This window comes from Butyrivibrio sp. NC3005 (assembly GCF_000424545.1).
Lineage (GTDB): Bacteria > Bacillota > Clostridia > Lachnospirales > Lachnospiraceae > Butyrivibrio.
The window spans coordinates 1-17,295 of sequence record NZ_AUKC01000060.1; the positions used below are offsets into that span (position 1 = coordinate 1).

Below are 17,295 nucleotides of genomic sequence, written 5' to 3' on the forward strand. Positions count from 1 at the left end.
GCTTGATTATAAACGTAGTGGTACGTAATGCGCTAAAAAACAGCGCATAAGTAAATGCGGCATAATTTAAACACTTTTAAATTATGTCGTCTGCCGTAGGCAGATTTAAAGGCATTATTTATGCCTTTAAACCCCAGACCAACGTTTATAAACAGTTCTGCTCATGAAATATTACAAGCCAGTAAAACTAATCTACTAAGTATTCAGAACAATAAATTATGACTTCTTGCTGAGATTTAGGATAATCATCAGCAAGAATCCTGCTTCGCAGGACAAAATTTGTCTTAACGACAAATTTTGGTCTGGTACGGTTACCTGTTTTCCTGATGAAAACAAAAACCTATGACTTCTTGCCACTTATATTCAGAAACTCGCATTTACTGCGAGTTTCGTGAGAACAAAAGTCAAGTAAAAAATGGAGAACAAAATGCTTATTAGCAGTTTATCAAACGATAGAATAAAAAAAGCCTCATCATATGTTCAGAATGCAAAGGCTAGAAAAAAAGATAAAGTTTATGTAGTCGAAGGGATTAGAATGAATGTTGAAGTCCCTGTAGAAGACATAGTTCAGACCTACGTTTCAGAATCTTTTTTAAAAAAAATGACAGACAAAGAAAAGCTATTTCTAAAAAATCTTCCAAAAGGCTATGATGAAGTCACAGATGAAGTATTCAGAAAAATGTCAGATACAAAGACGCCACAAGGTGTATTGTCTATTGTGCGTCAAAATCAGTACACATTCAAAGATATTTTAAAGCCGGCACTTACAAGGCAGGGGACAAGTACCGGTAATAAACCGCTTATTTTAATTCTTGAAGATATTCAGGATCCAGGAAATCTGGGAACTATTTTAAGAGGCGCAGAAGGTGCTGGAGTAAGTGGAATCATTCTAAGTAGGGGATGTGCTGATGTATATAATCCAAAGGTTGTGCGCTCTACTATGGGTGCCATATTCAGGGAGCCTTTTATTTATTGCGACAATCTTTTACAGGAAATATCAAAGTTAAAAGAGAATGGAATAATAACTTATGCAGCTCATCTTGATGGAAAAAGTGACTATGATGAACTTGATTTTACAAGAGGCTGTGCATTTTTGATTGGTAATGAGGGTAATGGTCTTAGCAAAGAAGTTGCAGATGCGGCAGATGAGTATCTGCTTATTCCGATGTTAGGACAGGTAGAGTCAATGAATGCTGCAACATCTGCGGCAATACTGACTTTTGAAGCTGCAAGACAAAGAAGAACTGTAAAGTAAACAAAAAGTCATATACGAGGGAGGACGAAAAATGGTTATAGGATTTATTGGACTTGGCAACATGGCAAAGGCAATGATTGGAGGAATTCTGGATAAGAATATTGTATCAGCTGATGATATAATAGGCTCGGCTAAAACTAAAGAAACTTGCGAATATGTTGAGCAAAAATTCAGAATACAGACAAAAGAGTGTAATAAAGAAGTTGCAAAAGAGGCAGATGTAATAATTCTTGCTGTAAAGCCACAGTTTTTTTCGCAGGTAATTGCTGAAATAAGGGATGATGTTGATGAAAGTAAACTTGTAATCAGTATAGCAGCAGGAAAGACAATCGGCTGGATAGAAGAGACTTTTGAAAAGAAACTAAAACTCATTCGTGTAATGCCTAATACGCCTGCGCTTGTTGGCATGGGATGTTCTGGAGTTTGTAGAAATGAGCGAGTATCAGATGAAGATCTTTTGTTTGCACTTAGACTTCTGAAGAGTTTTGGTAGTGCAAGTGTTGTAACTGAGAATCTCATGGACGTTGTAGGAGCTGTCAGCGGATCTGGACCAGCGTATGTATTTATGTTTATAGAGGCGCTTGCGGATGCTGCTGTAGAAGGTGGAATGCCTAGAAAAGATGCTTATTATTTTGCAGCCCAGACACTTATGGGAAGTGCCAAGATGGTACTAGAGACCGGAAAACATCCAGGAGAACTCAAAGACATGGTCTGCTCACCGGGAGGAACAACAATTGCAGCAGTCAGAACTCTTGAAGAAAAAGGAATGCGCGGAGCTGTCATGGATGCGGTTAAGGCATGTATAGATAAAACAAAAAAACTATAGGTTTTGGTTTTATGTATTATACAGATGAGTTTTGCTGGCTTGTAATATTTCGTGAGCAGAACTGTTTATAAACGTTGGTGCTTAGGTTCTGTACTTTAGAACCTTATGCACCATTACGTTTATAATCAAGCGAAAGCGTGTCTGCGATGAAATATACAAACAACAAAACGGGTTATATTAATATCAAAACCTATAGATTTTTGTCACTGCGTTCCAAAAACCACGCAAACTGGTCATTTAAAAAGCCTTCGCCTTGAACCAGTTTGCCGCTTGACTTTTGTTCTCACGAAACTCGCAGTAAATGCGAGTTTCTGAATGTAAGTGACAAGAAGTCATGACTTCTTGCTGAGATTTAGGATAATCATCAGCAAGAATCCTGCAACGGTGTTTATTTATATGTTCACACACCTCTTAAAGCCAATAATTACAAGGGATTGAACAGGTCATAATCGTTTAAGAAATAGTGAAACGATTATGACTTTTTTGTATTTCGGTAACATGGTTGTTTGCTGAATAAAATGACATAGACAAGCGTGCTGACCGTTATATTTACTAGGCTTTTTTACAGATTTGACAAAAGGATATAAGAATGTTAAAATTCATTTTGTATATTCTTTAAAAGAAACGTAACATCTGACAATGAAGAGGGACGAAACTTATGAAAAGAAAAAGAGCCAGCGTTTCTGCCATGTGTCTTGTGGCTACAGTTGCATTAATTATGCAGACAGCGCAGTTACAGGTTATGGCGACAGAAGGAGTCGGAGTTGCTGCTGTCACTGGAGGTTCCGGTGTGAAGTATAGCGAGAAAGAACTCGCTAAGGCAGAGCAGTCAGCAGAGGCAATTTCTGAAAGCGCAATGCAGAAAGCAGATTCAACCATCACTGAATCTGTTCGAAGAGACAGCTCAGATCTTGTCATGGCGAATGTCAGCAAAGCTATGAATGTCAGATCAGATCCGAGCGAGAAATCAAAGAAGGTCGGCGTACTTTACAAGGATTGCGGAGGAAAGGTACTTGATCACAAGGATGGATGGACAAAAATTCAATCAGGCGATCTTATCGGATGGGCCAAGGATGACTATCTATTATTCAAGGATGATGCCAGAAAGCTTGCATCAGAAGTAGGAAGTCAGGTTATTACAGTCACTGCCGACGCTTTATATGTCCGAAGCAAGGCTTCAACATCTTCGAAGTCTTTAGGCGTTCTCACAAAAAATGATCAATTGGATATGATTAAGGATTTAGGAAATGGGTGGTATAGTGTCGATTTCGACGATACGACCGCTTATGTGCAATCTGATTTTGTAATCAAAGATTTTAGAATTGACACAGGTGAGACCGTGGTTTCTATTCAGAAACGTAAAGAAGGTGCAGAAAAAGCCAATAGAAAAGCTAATCGTGGCGCGGTTATGGCTGATGCTGATGAAACAAGACTTCTTGCAGCGCTTATTCAGTGTGAGGCTGGAAATCAGTCTTACGAAGGCAAGGTGGCAGTTGGTGCAGTAGTTATGAATAGAGTAAGGAGTGCAGCATACCCTAATACTATTCAGGATGTAATCTATGCATCAGGACAGTTTACACCTGCCTTAAATGGTAAGGTCGCACGTGTATATAACAAAACAGTTAATCCGAGCTGTATCAAGGCAGCTCAGGATGCACTTGCTGGGAACACTACTGTTGGAGGCGCAACTCATTTTAAGCGAGTTGGCTTACATCATGGAGGTTTCGTGCTAGGAGACCATGTTTTCTGGTAAATTCAGAATGTTCTTGGTGCCAGTTTCCGGAATCAATATTATTTGATTCTGGAAATCGGTTTTAAACTTAGAACAAATCCCCCTTTTTACGGATTTTACAAAACAGCGCAGCTGACTATCCGGTAAAGGGGGTTATTTTTTTGCCTCATTGTGCTAGTATATAAAGATATACAAGAAAAATATGCACCGGAGGTTAATATGTCAGTATTAGTACAAAATGGGCAGATTAATATGCTGCTATTGTGGGTGCTGCTTCTTATAGTTTTTCTTTTAATAGAAATCAAGAATATTGCGCTTATTACGATTTGGCCTGCGATAGGAGCGTTTATAGCTGCGATTCTTGCAGCTATGAAAAAACCGGATTTGTGGCAGATTGGAGCTTTTGGCGTCGGAACTATTATGACTTTTTTTCTGTTCAGACCAGCTGCGATTAAACGGTTTAATAGAGAGAAACATCGTATCAGGCTGGAAAAAATGATAGGTAAAAAAGCTATTGTGACCAGCACTATAGATAACAGGCAAAATATAGGCGAGGCTGTTCTTAACGGAAAAGAGTGGGCTGCCAGAACATGGAAGAGTAAATGCGTGGTGCCTGTAGGAAGCGTTGTAGAAGTTCGCGCTATTCATGAGAGTTTATTACTGATAGAACCAGTGATAATTAATAGATGATAGTTAAAAATATATGTACTGTGAAGCACTATTGTGATAAAGTAGTTGTACTGAACACATAGTACGATATAAGCGTTTGGCGAAAGAGATGTCTTTAGTTAGAAATTTATTTACAACAGTAGTATTTAAATAATGCCTTTAACGTTTATATCATGGCATTTTGAAAATAGGGAGGCATATATGGCTACAGTAAATCTTAAAGGTCGCGATTTTCTTAAATTGTTGGATTTTACTCCGGAAGAAATTACATATCTTCTGGATTTGGCTGCAGATTTTAAAGAAAAAAAGAAAAACGGACAGCTTCACAACGTTTTTCCAACAAAAAATGTTGCACTGATATTCGAGAAGACAAGTACCAGAACAAGATGTTCTTTTGAGGTGGCTGCACATGATCTTGGAATGGGGTCAACTTATCTTGAACCAACAGGTTCACAGATTGGACACAAGGAGAGCATTGCAGATACAGCAAGAGTCCTTGCAAGCATGTACGATGGAATTGAGTATAGAGGTTTTGAACAGGAGATTGTGGAAGAACTTGCAAAATACTCCAAAGTACCTGTGTGGAATGGTCTTACCAATGAATTTCATCCTACCCAGATGCTGGCTGATCTTCTCACAATAAGAGAACATTTTGGGTATCTTAAGGGGATACACCTTTGCTATTTTGGCGATGCCCGTTATAATACAGGTAACTCTCTTATGGTAGCATGTGCTAAAATGGGAATGCATTTTACTGCTATCAGTAATGAAAAGTATTTCCCTAGTGAGGAACTTATAGAAAAGTGCAAAGAGATTGCACAAAAAACAGGAGCTGAGATATCATTTTCAACTGATGTAAATGCAGCAAAAGGATGCGACGTAGTAGCAACAGATATCTGGGTTTCAATGGGAGAACCCGATGATGTATGGGAAGAGCGAATTAAAGATTTAGAGCCATATCGTGTTACAAAAAATGTAATGGATAATGCAGGAGAAAAGGCTATTTTCATGCATTGTCTTCCTTCTTTTCATGATCTTAATACAAAAGTTGGAAAAAAGATTAAGGAAAAGTATGGAATTGACGAAATGGAAGTTACTGACGAAGTATTCGAGTCAGATAAATCTCTTGTATTCGAAGAGGCAGAGAATCGTATGCATACTATAAAGGCAGTTATGTATGCGACTTTGAACTGACAGGGTAAAAGGCTAATATGTTTTTAAATTTCTCTTCCTATAGGTTTTGGTTTTGTGTATTTTATAGATGAGTTTTGCTGGCTTGTAATATTTCGTGAGCAGAACTGTTTATAAACGTTGGTTCTTATGGTTCTGTATTTTAGAACCTTAGAACCATTACGTTTATAATCAAGCAAAAGCGTCTCTGCGATGAAATATACAAACAGCAAAACGGATTATATTTATTTCAAAACCTTTAGTATTTAAAAAAGTATTTTTGAAAGGCAATAAAAAATGGATGAAGTAATGTCTGTAGATGGAATCGACTCATTTTTGAAAACTAAATGGGCAGGAAGGCAGCTTGAAGTATACAAGGAAACAGATTCCACTAACAATGATGCCGCACAAAGAGCAAAAGAAGGTGCTGTATCAGGAACATTGATAGTGGCAGACAAGCAGACAAGTGGTCGCGGAAGACATGGCCATGTGTGGCAGACACCAGAAGAAAAAAATATAGCAATGAGTATTCTGGTAAGACCTGAATTTGACATCGGTAAAGCTCCAATGCTGACTCTTGTAATGGGAATGGCTGTTGCGAAGGCGATAGAAGATGTTACCATGTTAAAAGCAGGTATTAAGTGGCCAAATGATGTTGTTATCAATAATAAAAAACTGTGTGGTATCTTGACAGAACTTCATCCTGAGCCTGATAATAAATCGTTTTGTGTCGTAATCGGTGTTGGAATTAATGTTAATCAGGAAAGCTTTGCTGACGATATAGCTGACATGGCAGGATCTCTTTTGACAGAAACAGGTAAAAAATATGACAGGAATAAAGTAATAGCAAAAGTCATGGAGGCTTTTGAAGGTTATTACGAGATTTTTGCAAAGACGGGAAGCCTGGAAGGCTTAAAAGAAGCCTATGAAGAAAGACTCCTCAATAAGGGCGAGCGTGTGCGTGTGTTAGATCCGTTACACGAATATCAGGGAGTTTGTCTGGGAATAGCACTTGGCGGCGAATTATTGGTGCAAAAAGATAACGGTGAAGTTGTACGTGTAAATGCAGGTGAAGTGTCTGTAAGAGGACTTTATGGTTATGCGGTTTAAAGAAAGGTTAAAGTTATGATTTTAGTAATAGATGCAGGAAATACGAATATTACTTTTGGGGTGTATGAAGATAAAGAGCAGAAAGCCAGCTTTAGAATGATGTCTTCAATGGTCAGAACTTCTGATGAATACGGAATAGATCTTTTAGCTATGTTAAAGGCTAACAAGATTGAAGTTATGGATATCGAAGGCATTATTATTGCTAGCGTTGTTCCTAAGATTATGCACGCTCTTGTTTCAAGTCTAATAAAATATCTTGGAAAGCGCCCTTATATCGTAGGTCCTGGCATAAAGACAGGAATAAAGATTACAACCGAAAACCCTAAGGAAATTGGACCAGATCTTATTGTAGATGCCGTTGCAGGTTTTGAGAAGTACAAAGGACCTGTTATGGTAATAGATTTTGGAACTGCCACAACTTATGAAATTGTAAATGAAAAAGGTGAATTCTTTACAGGTGTTATTTCCCCTGGAATACGTATCAGTGCCAAAGCACTGTGGGAAGACACTGCTAAGCTTCCAGAAATTGAGATTAAAAAGCCAAAGTCTATTCTGGCTAAAGAAACTGTATCCAGTATGCAGGCAGGTCTTGTATTTGGACAGATTGGCCAGACCAGATATATTATCCAGAAGATGAAGGAAGAATCAGGGCTTACTGATATGAAGGTTGTAGCAACCGGAGGACTTGGAAGAATGATAGCTCAGGAAGTTCCTGAAATAGATTTCTATGATCCAAATCTTACCATGGAGGGACTTAGAATAATCTATGAGAAAAACCGCAAGGTTAAGCCTAAGGAAAGCAGTTACGAAGATTTGATTAAAGAAAATTGATGAGAGATTACAAAATGAGAAGTGAAAAAGATAATAAAATAAACGAAACAGTTGATAAGTCTCTAGAAACAGAAAATGTTAACGAAAAACAGTCTGTGACTGACAGCTCTTTTAATGAGAATATAAGCGCAAGTGAAAATGACAAAGGCGTACATGCAGATACACTCGAAATGTCTAAAGAAGATCCATGTCATCTTATAATCAATAAAAAGACTGGACGAGTTACTAATGCCAAAACAGGCGAAGAAATTGAGACAATTGATATTGTTACAAAAGATGGAATGCTAGGCAGTATCTCTGCAAGCGGAAGAATAGTGCTGTGCGGTGCTAATGCCTACGAACAGAAATACTATTTTAATCCTCTTTTTTCTAAAATACCTGCAAGTATCCAGAAGGAACTGCGTATTATCTGTGTACTCTTTACACAGGAAGCAGGAGGTGTATTTACCATCGAATTTGAAAATGATGGTGAGATTACACTTGAAACAAATGCTGACGAAGAGGATATTACCTATGATGAGATAAGTGCAGGACTTCTTATAGGAGAAGTAAGACGCCAGAGACAGGATGTATTCGAGGCACTTGCAACTTATTACAAAGTTTTGGTTTTGCACCAGAATGCTGCTGATGTATTGATGAAAGAAGATGAAACGATTGGAGACGAATAAGTGAGTAGTTATGCACATTCGCTATCCATAGGAAGCGTTACAATACCAAACAATGTTATTCTAGGACCTATGGCAGGAGTATCTGACCTGCCATTTCGATTGCTCTGTCACAAGAATGGAGCAGGACTTGTATGCATGGAGATGGTAAGTGCCAAGGCAATTACCTATCACAATAAGAAGACAGACGCCCTCATGGAGATTCATAAAGAAGAGCATCCTGTTTCACTCCAACTATTTGGAAGTGAACCTGATGTTATGGCAGAGGCAGTAGAGCTTATTAAAGATAAGCCATATGATATTCTTGATATTAACATGGGATGTCCAGTTCCAAAGGTTGTAGGAAATGGTGAAGGATCAGCACTGATGAAGAATCCTTTGCTGATAGAAAAAATAGTAAGAAGTGCAGTAAAGGCGGATTCCAGACCTGTTACTGTCAAAATCCGCAAAGGATTTAATGAGTCGAGTATAAATGCAGTAGAGTGTGCTCTCGCAGCTCAGGAAGGTGGTGCAAGCGCAGTAGCAGTCCATGGTAGAACAAGAGAGCAGTATTATCAAGGTAGTGCAGATTGGAGCATTATAAAGGCTGTTAAGGATGCTGTAAGCATTCCTGTTATTGGAAATGGTGATGTTGTAGATGGAATTTCAGCATGCAGAATGATCGATGAAACAGGATGTGATGGTGTTATGATAGCCAGAAAAGCTCAGGGAAATCCATGGGTATTTCGAGAAGTTCTTGCATACATGAAAGATCAGACAGTCCTTGAAAGACCAAGTGCTAAGGAAATATATGATACCATAATGCTTCATGCTGATCTTCAGCTAAAGTATAAGGGAGAATACATTGGAATTCGAGAAATGAGAAAGCATGTTTCGTGGTATACCACAGGTTATCCCAATTCTGCAAAGCTTAGAGGCAAGATAAACATGATGGAAGATATGGCTAGTCTTAAAGAGGCATGCGGTGAGATTTTCGGAAAACAATGAGATTGACAAGGAAAGTCTTACTTATGTATAATACATTAGTTATGTTAGGATATTGACGTTAAATAGGAAAGTTTTTTATATTTTAATATTTTTACAGGAGGCCGATTGTTGATGGAACAGAAGCGTATTTTAACTTATGAAGGCTTGAAAAATTATGAGGACGAGCTCGAGGATCTCAAGGTAAATAAGCGTAAAGAAGTAGCACAGAAGATTAAAGAGGCTCGTGAACAGGGCGACCTTTCAGAAAATGCTGAGTACGATGCTGCAAAAGATGAGCAGCGTGATATCGAAGCTCGTATCGAAGAACTTGAGAAGATTCTTAAGAATGCTGAAGTTGTTGTTGAAGATGAAGTGGATCTTGACAAGATTAGCATTGGATGTAGCGTAAAGGTTTTGGATGTTGAATTCAATGAAGAGCAGATTTTCAAAATTGTAGGTTCATCTGAAGCAGATTCCCTTAAGGGAAAGATTTCAAATGAGTCACCAGTTGGTAAGGCTCTTATTGGTGCCAAAAAGGGAGATACAGTTGATGTTGAAACTCAGGTTGGCATTGTTCAGTACAAGGTATTGGATATCGATCGTCCACAGATTGGTTGAGACGTTTAGTTTTTCGCAGATTGCGGCTAAGGATTATGAGTAATCTGCAATATGGACATAGAAAGAGGTATTAAAGTGGCAGATAATAACCAGAAGAATCAGGTAGAAGACGTAAATCGCTTGCGCCAGGTTAGAAGAGATAAGCTCGCTGAGCTTCAGGCAGCTGGAAAAGATCCTTTTCAGATTGTAAAGTATGATCAGACACATCACACAAAAGATATCAGAGACAATTTCGAGAGTCTTGAGTTTGTTCCACCTGTAGATGAAGAAGGAAAAGCTCTTCTTGTAGAACTTAGTGATGTACCGGCAGAAAAAGTTGTTTCTATTGCTGGTCGTATGATGTCTAAGCGTGTAATGGGTAAGGCATCTTTTGCAGGTCTTCAGGATAGAGATGGTCGTATGCAGCTCTATGTTTCTAGAAATGACATTGGTGAAGAAGCTTATGCTGCATTCAAAAAGATGGACATCGGAGATATCATCGGTGTTAAGGGTTTTGCGTTCAAAACAAGAACTGGTGAGATTTCTGTTCATGTTAAAGAGCTGGTACTGTTATCTAAGTCACTTATGCCACTTCCAGAGAAGTTCCATGGACTTACAGATACAGAGATTCGTTACAGACAAAGATATGTTGATCTTATCATGAATGAGGATGTCAGAGAGACATTCAAGAAGAGAAGTGCAATCCTTCGTGAGATTCGTAACTTCCTTGCAGCTCGTGATTTCATGGAAGTTGAGACTCCTATGCTTGTAGAGAATGCAGGTGGTGCAGCAGCTCGCCCATTCGTTACACATTACAATGCTCTTGATGAGGAAAGGAAGCTTCGTATTTCTCTTGAGCTTTATCTTAAGAGACTTATTGTTGGTGGTCTTGAAAGAGTATATGAAATCGGACGTGTATTCCGTAATGAAGGTGTAGATACAAGACACAACCCTGAGTTCACACTTATGGAGCTCTATCAGGCATATACAGATTATGAAGGAATGATGGAACTTACAGAGTCTATGTTCCGTTACCTTGCTGAGAAGGTTTGTGGTACAACACAGATTAAGTATGGTGATAATATCATTGATTTAGGAAAACCTTTCGAGCGTCTTACAATGAATGATGCTATCAAGAAGTATGTTGGTATTGACTTTGATACTGTTGAAACAGATGAAGAGGCAAAGGCTCTTGCCAAGGAGCACCATATTGAATTTGAGGATCGTCACACAAAGGGTGATATTATCAATCTCTTCTTCGAAGAGTTCTGTGAGAAGAATTTGATTCAGCCTACATTTATTATGGATCATCCACTTGCAATTTCTCCTCTTACAAAGAAGAAGCCTACAGATCCTGAGAAGGTTGAGCGTTTCGAACTCTTCATCAATACTTGGGAGATGTGTAATGCTTATTCAGAACTTAATGATCCTATTGATCAGCGTAAGCGTTTTGCTGCTCAGGATGCTAATGCGGCAGCAGGAGATGAAGAGGCAGAGCATACAGATGAAGATTTCCTTAATGCCCTTGAAATCGGTATGGCACCAACAGGTGGTATCGGATATGGTATTGATCGTCTTTGCATGCTTCTTACAGATAGCGCTACAATTAGAGACGTGTTACTGTTCCCAACACTCAAGAGCACAGGCAAATAAATCCCAGTGTTTAAGCCTTTTCCTGTTATTGAAATCATTTTTTGACAGCAAAAATGTAGCAGTCTAATGAATACTATGGATATGATGAGGTTGTAGCTATTTATAATTGTGCAAGCGGACTTGCACAATTGTAGAAAGAGGAACAGATATAATAGTCTGTTCCTTTTTTTTGATGTCACAATCAGTGACTCAAGGCTTCTTGGCAGCGGCTGTGTATTCTCAGTAACTTGAATAATGTGGTGGGTTGATTGTATTGACTTTAAAATATGGGTTTGCTACACTTTATTATATACAAAAAAACGATTGTACTCACAAGGAGGGCGTACCAATGGAATATAAGAAGCCTAGTGTTATTAGTGCTGAAAAGGTAAACGCAGCGAAGTGTGGAGATGGTCCATGCGGAAGGCCTTGCGATAAGAAAGCATAATAAGCAGGAAATGAAAAGAGGGACGCGAAGTGATTTCACACCGCGTCTCTTTTTCATTATTTGAATATAATAGGTGAGAAAATATGTATTACAAATTAAGACGAGATGTTCTCTTCAGAAATTACAAAGAATATGGACTAATTACGGATATCTCAGAGTATGGATATAGGATGTTAAATGATACACGTCCTGTGCTCGGAGAAGAATTTGTATCACAAAGTGGAGCTGTTATGCTTTCAATGATTGGTCGAAAACCAATATCTATAAATGAAATTGTCAATAATCTGTCTAAAATTTTTATTGGTGTAGATATACAGACCTTAGAGGATGATACGAAAGAATTCCTAGGATATTTTTGTGATAAAGGATACTTGTGTTACGGAGATAAAGAAGAAGATTGCCAAGAACAATTGTTTAAGGATTTAAAAGAAGCGCCTGCTGATAACACATTTGTTCCTATAGTAGATGATTGTGGAAAAAATATAATTAAGTCCAAAGATTTTTTACGAAGTATCCATGTTGAGATTGCCAATGTGTGTAACGAGAGATGTGTTCATTGCTATATACCTCATAAGGATAAGATTAACGCTATAGATTCTAATCTGTTTTATAGAATAATAGAAGAAGGAAGGGATATGAATATTATTCATGTCACTTTGTCGGGAGGAGAACCTCTTCTACATAAAGATATAATAGGATTTCTGAAAAGGTGCAGAGAATTAGATTTATCTGTAAATGTTTTAAGTAACCTGACATTATTAACAGATGAAATATTAGAAGAAATGGTAAAGAACCCACTTCTATCAGTACAAACATCTATATACTCACTTAATTCTTTAGTACATGATCAAATTACTCAACTATCTGGGAGCTTAGAAAAAACATTAAATGGATTAAAAAGAGTTTTAGATGCTGGTATCCCGGCTCAGATTTCATGCCCGGTTTTGAAACAGAACAAAGATGATTTTTCTGAAGTTATAGAATGGGGAAGGAAGAATAGCACGTCAGTGGCAATAGAACCAGTTATTTTCGCTTCGTATGATCATACTGGTGAAAATTTAGCCAATAGGTTAAACCTTGATGAAATTGGGAAGGCTATAGATTGCCAGTTAAATGAAGGATATGTAGATATTCTTAAAGGTATTGCCAGAGAAAAAGAGAGTATAAAACCAGATGATCCAGCGTGCTCAATATGTCGTTATAGTTTTTGTGTTTCGGCAATCGGAACCGTCTATCCATGTGTTGGCTGGACAACTAATATAGTCGGAGACTTAAATACTGAAAGTCTGTATGAAGTATGGAATAATTCTAAAAAGATTGATGAATTGAGAAATATTAAAAAGAGAGATTTTCCAGAATGTGTAGATTGTAAGGACAGAGGTTATTGCAATGTATGTATGATGTCCAACTCTAACGAGAATCCTGATGGAGATGCGTTTAGAATCAATAAATTTCATTGTAAAGTTGCCGAGTTAAAACATAAGAAGCTGTCGATTTACAAATAATGAAATGATTAAAATCCTTATTGTGTGAGGGGGATAGTTAAAAAAATGGAAAATATTATAATCAGAGACGCGCATGAAAACAATTTAAAGCATCTTGATTTAGAAATACCATTAGGCTCATTTACATGCGTGACGGGTTGCTCTGGATGCGGTAAATCATCATTAGTTTTTGATACTCTGTATGCAGAGAGCCAGCGTGGTTTTTTAGAGGGAATGACAGGTAATATCTATAGTCAAAAACTTATGAATAAACCTAAAGTTGGGGCTATTGAAAACCTAAGGCCTGCATTAAATATTTCGCAAAATTATTACAACGTAAATCCTAGGTCTACAATTGGAACAATCACTGAAATATCTTATTATCTTAGAACTCTTTTTTCATTGGTGAATAGTGATTCATCTAGTATTGTTCCGGAGAATATATTTTCATCGAATAACCCTAAAGCATTCTGTCCTAACTGCAATGGACTAGGGATTGAAATGATTATATCGCCAGAATTATTAATCCCTGATGAAACAAAGACGCTTAGAGAGGGGGCAATCCTTTACTTTAAGGGAGCAAAGGAGAGTAAAGAACAAAAATGCCTAGAAGCTATATGTGATCATTATAATATAGACATTGATAAAAAATATTCAGAATTAACTAAAACAGAAAAGAATAAGCTCTTATATACGGAAGAAGTTTTAAGAGTGAAAATATCTTACAAAGAAGGAAAGCGTCGTAAACAACATATTGTATCATTACAAGGTGTTATTCCGATGTTACAAGCCCAGATTGCAAGCGCTGACAGTCTGTCAGATAATTCGCCCTATTCGAAATATTCAACTTCAGTTGAGTGCCATGTTTGTCACGGTGCTAAACTTAGCAAGCAGTCAATGAATTATACTGTTGGAGGTTTGAATTATGGTGAAGTCGAGAATATGGAGCTTACACATCTTGGCTCATGGATTGCACACCTTGAGGACAATAGAATTACGGATGATAAAAAAGAATTAGTAGATCAATTAACTAATAGTATTATTTCAAAGGTAAATGCTCTGGAGAAATTGAACGTTGGTTATCTATCTCTAAGTAGATCAATTCCATCACTATCAGGAGGAGAAAGACAACGTGTTAGAATTGCAACCCAGTTAACATGTTCCTTAAAAGGTCTTATTTACATTCTTGATGAACCATGCAAGGGATTACATCACAGAGACATTGTGAGAATTATTAATGCAACGAAGGATCTGATTAAGAAAGATAATACGGTTATTGCTATAGAACATAATAAACATTATATTTCGGAAGCAGATTATAAAATTGAGCTAGGGCCAGTTGGTGGACCCGAAGGCGGATATTTATTAAGTGCAGGTAAAGATAATGAAAAATACTCAACAGAGCTTACATTTAAGAAGGTAAGAACTATTGATAGTTATCTAAGATTTAAAAATATATGTTTTAGAAATATTAATTCGCAAGATGTAAATATACCTGTCGGCGGGATTACTTGCGTCACAGGTGTTTCAGGCTCTGGAAAATCAACATTAGCTGAAGCATTAGCTGTAAGTTTAGATAAGAATACTGCGAAAAAATATGGTGATATAGAGAAGGGTAATTTAATAAAAAGAATTATAAAGGTAAATCAATCACCTATCGGTAAAACACCAAGGTCCACAGTAGTCTCTTATTTGGAGATATTTGATGAGATTAGGTCGTTTTTTTCAAAAACAGAGACTGCAAAAAGACTTAAATTGTCTGCCTCTATGTTCAGTATGAATGTGAAGGGAGGAAGATGCGAATGCTGTCAGGGAACCGGTTTACAAAAAATCGAGCTTAATTATTTACCAAGTGCATATATCACTTGCCCGGAGTGCAATGGTAAGCGGTATCATGAAGATATTATTTCAGTAGAATATAAAGGAAAAACTATATTAGATGTTCTTGAAACTCCTATATCGGATATTATAGAAATATTTTCAGATTCCAAGAAGGTCTATTCCGTATTGAATAGTATGATTGATTTGGGCTTGGGATATTTAACATTAGGACAAATGTCTATGAATTTATCCGGTGGAGAAGCTCAGCGTATTAAATTGGCAAAAGCGTTAGGATCTTTATCTGGTGGACAAAGTTTATATATACTTGATGAGCCAACATCAGGATTGAACGAGGTTGATATTAATAGATTTATCAATGTTCTTTTTTCACTTCAGGAAAAAGGCGAAACAATTTTGATAATAGAACACAATCTTGAATTTATTGCAAGGGTATCGGATCATATAATAGATTTTGGTGTATATGGTGGAAATCAAGGCGGTATAGTAGTAGCTCAAGGAAATGCTATGGAAGTGTTTAATAATAAAAAATCATCATTGTATGGATTAGAATAATTGGCGAAAAGGTATTTGAAATGATGTATGAAACAAATATAAATCAATGTTCTGTTGTTTTGACAAGAAACTGCAATTTAAGATGCGAGTTTTGTTATGTTAAAGAAGCAGGTTATAGTGAACATGAAAGTATAAGCTTTGAAAATCTGAAAAAGATTGTGGACTTTTGTAATGAAGCAAAAGTTAAATATATATTTTTTACAGGTGGGGAACCATTACTATATCCACATTTAACTGAAATATTAAAATATATAAAGTCTCAAGAACATAAAATTACAACAGCAGTTGCTACAAATGGTTTACTCCTTGAAAATGTTGATTTCTGCAGGAAGCTTATAGATAGCGGTTTGGATTATATCGATATTTCTATGAAAGGAAAAAATTCATTGGAATGGGTTAATATAACAGGAGTAGATGGATATAAGAAACAACAAATAGCTGTGAATAACTTATCTTTACTAGATATAGATTTTACATGTTCTATGGTAATAACCAAAGAAAATGTTTTTTCACTATGTGATTCTGTAAAAACGGCTCTTGAAAGAGGGGCAAAACAGTTTTCTTTTACTTTTATAATTGACAATGACACTGCATCAGATGGTGAAGGATCTTATTTAGAACAGAATAACCCTTTCGAACTAATTAATGATTTTTTATCTCAAAAAAGTCAACTGGATTCAATAACACAGGAATGGTGGATTGAATATAGTTTTCCTCTCTGCATTTATACAGAAGAGCAAATGGAATTGTTGAAAAACAAATTGGCATCCCCTTGTCAAATTCATAAACAGAATGCATTAACATTTGACACTCAGCTTAATCTGCTTCCGTGCGATATGTACTTTAATACCAAGATGGGTCGGTTGGGTGAAGACTTTAGTAATATTAAAGAGTTCTTTGAATTAAGAGAAACTGATTCATATATAAATACAATAGATAAAATCAATAGTATGCCATCCAACAAATGTAATGATTGCCAATACTTGGAAAGATGCTATGGTGGATGCCCAGTATTGTGGAAGAATTATTCTTTCGACGAAATGCAAGAATATAAGAATAGAATGTGATTGAAATTGTGCAAGTGGGCTTGCACAATTGTAGGCAGAGGAACAGATATAATAGTCTGTTCCTTTTTCTATGCTATTGGCACGGGTGCTTCCGTTTTGGGTGATTCCGGGGTAGTGTCAAGTGACCTATGAAAGAATGAGCTAAAAAGAAAAAGGCTCAAACGAACCTTGAAAATGTAGATATTGATACCGAAAAGCTCTCCGAGGGCTTAGGGCGCCGCCCTAAGAACCTGCAAGGGACCAGTCCCTTGACCCAAACAGCGGGCTCTGCCCGCACCCGTCCTCGCCGGAAGCAGGCCAGCAAGCACACTTGCTGACCAGATGTATAGGATAATCCGTGAACCTTATGTCAAGGGACTTTCGCGGCATATCCTCACCGGCTTTGCCGGTTCCGGTATTCCACGGTTTCCTTGACAACGGTTCCGCTCCGGGGTCAGGCTGATTTTTCT

The 17,295-nt window shown here is 37.3% G+C and carries 14 protein-coding genes; all 14 read left to right on the forward strand.

Annotated features, from left to right (window positions below; all coding sequences use genetic code 11):
* The first annotated feature begins 427 nt into the window (after positions 1–427).
* The 14 genes from G634_RS0113580 (at position 428) to G634_RS0113650 (ending at position 16,846) form a co-directional block, all read left to right on the forward strand.
* Complete coding sequence (locus G634_RS0113580; RefSeq protein ID WP_035800161.1) at positions 428–1,255, forward strand: TrmH family RNA methyltransferase; 828 nt, start codon at positions 428–430, stop codon at positions 1,253–1,255.
* A gap of 31 nt (positions 1,256–1,286) precedes the next feature.
* Positions 1,287–2,081 carry a pyrroline-5-carboxylate reductase gene (gene proC, locus G634_RS0113585; RefSeq protein ID WP_026505741.1) on the forward strand — a complete coding sequence of 265 codons (795 nt, stop codon included), beginning with the start codon at positions 1,287–1,289 and terminating at the stop codon, positions 2,079–2,081.
* A gap of 658 nt (positions 2,082–2,739) precedes the next feature.
* A complete protein-coding gene (locus G634_RS19325; protein WP_051234019.1) occupies positions 2,740–3,834 on the forward strand; it encodes a cell wall hydrolase in 1,095 nt (364 codons plus the stop codon).
* Between the two features lie 198 nt (positions 3,835–4,032).
* Positions 4,033–4,503 carry an NfeD family protein gene (locus tag G634_RS0113595; RefSeq protein WP_051234021.1) on the forward strand — a complete coding sequence of 157 codons (471 nt, stop codon included), beginning with the start codon at positions 4,033–4,035 and terminating at the stop codon, positions 4,501–4,503.
* A gap of 180 nt (positions 4,504–4,683) precedes the next feature.
* Positions 4,684–5,676: an ornithine carbamoyltransferase gene (gene argF, locus G634_RS0113600; RefSeq protein WP_026505743.1), complete on the forward strand. Its 993-nt coding sequence runs from the start codon at positions 4,684–4,686 to the stop codon at positions 5,674–5,676.
* Between the two features lie 273 nt (positions 5,677–5,949).
* A complete protein-coding gene (locus G634_RS19330; protein ID WP_051234024.1) occupies positions 5,950–6,762 on the forward strand; it encodes a biotin--[acetyl-CoA-carboxylase] ligase in 813 nt (270 codons plus the stop codon).
* Between the two features lie 15 nt (positions 6,763–6,777).
* Positions 6,778–7,593 (forward strand): type III pantothenate kinase, encoded by an 816-nt coding sequence (locus G634_RS0113610; RefSeq protein ID WP_026505744.1) that lies wholly within the window; start codon positions 6,778–6,780, stop codon positions 7,591–7,593.
* Between the two features lie 14 nt (positions 7,594–7,607).
* Complete coding sequence (locus tag G634_RS21645) at positions 7,608–8,261, forward strand: DUF6145 family protein (RefSeq protein WP_242826821.1); 654 nt, start codon at positions 7,608–7,610, stop codon at positions 8,259–8,261.
* Positions 8,262–9,245 carry a tRNA dihydrouridine synthase DusB gene (dusB, locus tag G634_RS0113620; RefSeq protein ID WP_026505745.1) on the forward strand — a complete coding sequence of 328 codons (984 nt, stop codon included), beginning with the start codon at positions 8,262–8,264 and terminating at the stop codon, positions 9,243–9,245.
* 111 nt (positions 9,246–9,356) lie between these two features.
* Positions 9,357–9,842 carry a transcription elongation factor GreA gene (gene greA / locus G634_RS0113625; RefSeq protein ID WP_330364830.1) on the forward strand — a complete coding sequence of 162 codons (486 nt, stop codon included), beginning with the start codon at positions 9,357–9,359 and terminating at the stop codon, positions 9,840–9,842.
* Positions 9,843–9,893: 51 nt separating this feature from the next.
* A complete protein-coding gene (lysS, locus tag G634_RS0113630) occupies positions 9,894–11,474 on the forward strand; it encodes a lysine--tRNA ligase (protein ID WP_330364831.1) in 1,581 nt (526 codons plus the stop codon).
* Positions 11,475–11,984: 510 nt separating this feature from the next.
* Entirely contained in the window at positions 11,985–13,406 is a 1,422-nt protein-coding gene (locus G634_RS0113640; RefSeq protein WP_026505748.1) for a radical SAM protein, read from the forward strand.
* 45 nt (positions 13,407–13,451) lie between these two features.
* Positions 13,452–15,779, forward strand: a complete 2,328-nt coding sequence (locus tag G634_RS0113645; protein ID WP_026505749.1) for an ATP-binding cassette domain-containing protein — start codon at positions 13,452–13,454, stop codon at positions 15,777–15,779.
* 20 nt (positions 15,780–15,799) lie between these two features.
* Positions 15,800–16,846 (forward strand): radical SAM/SPASM domain-containing protein, encoded by a 1,047-nt coding sequence (locus tag G634_RS0113650; protein ID WP_026505750.1) that lies wholly within the window; start codon positions 15,800–15,802, stop codon positions 16,844–16,846.
* The last annotated feature ends 449 nt before the right edge of the window (positions 16,847–17,295 follow it).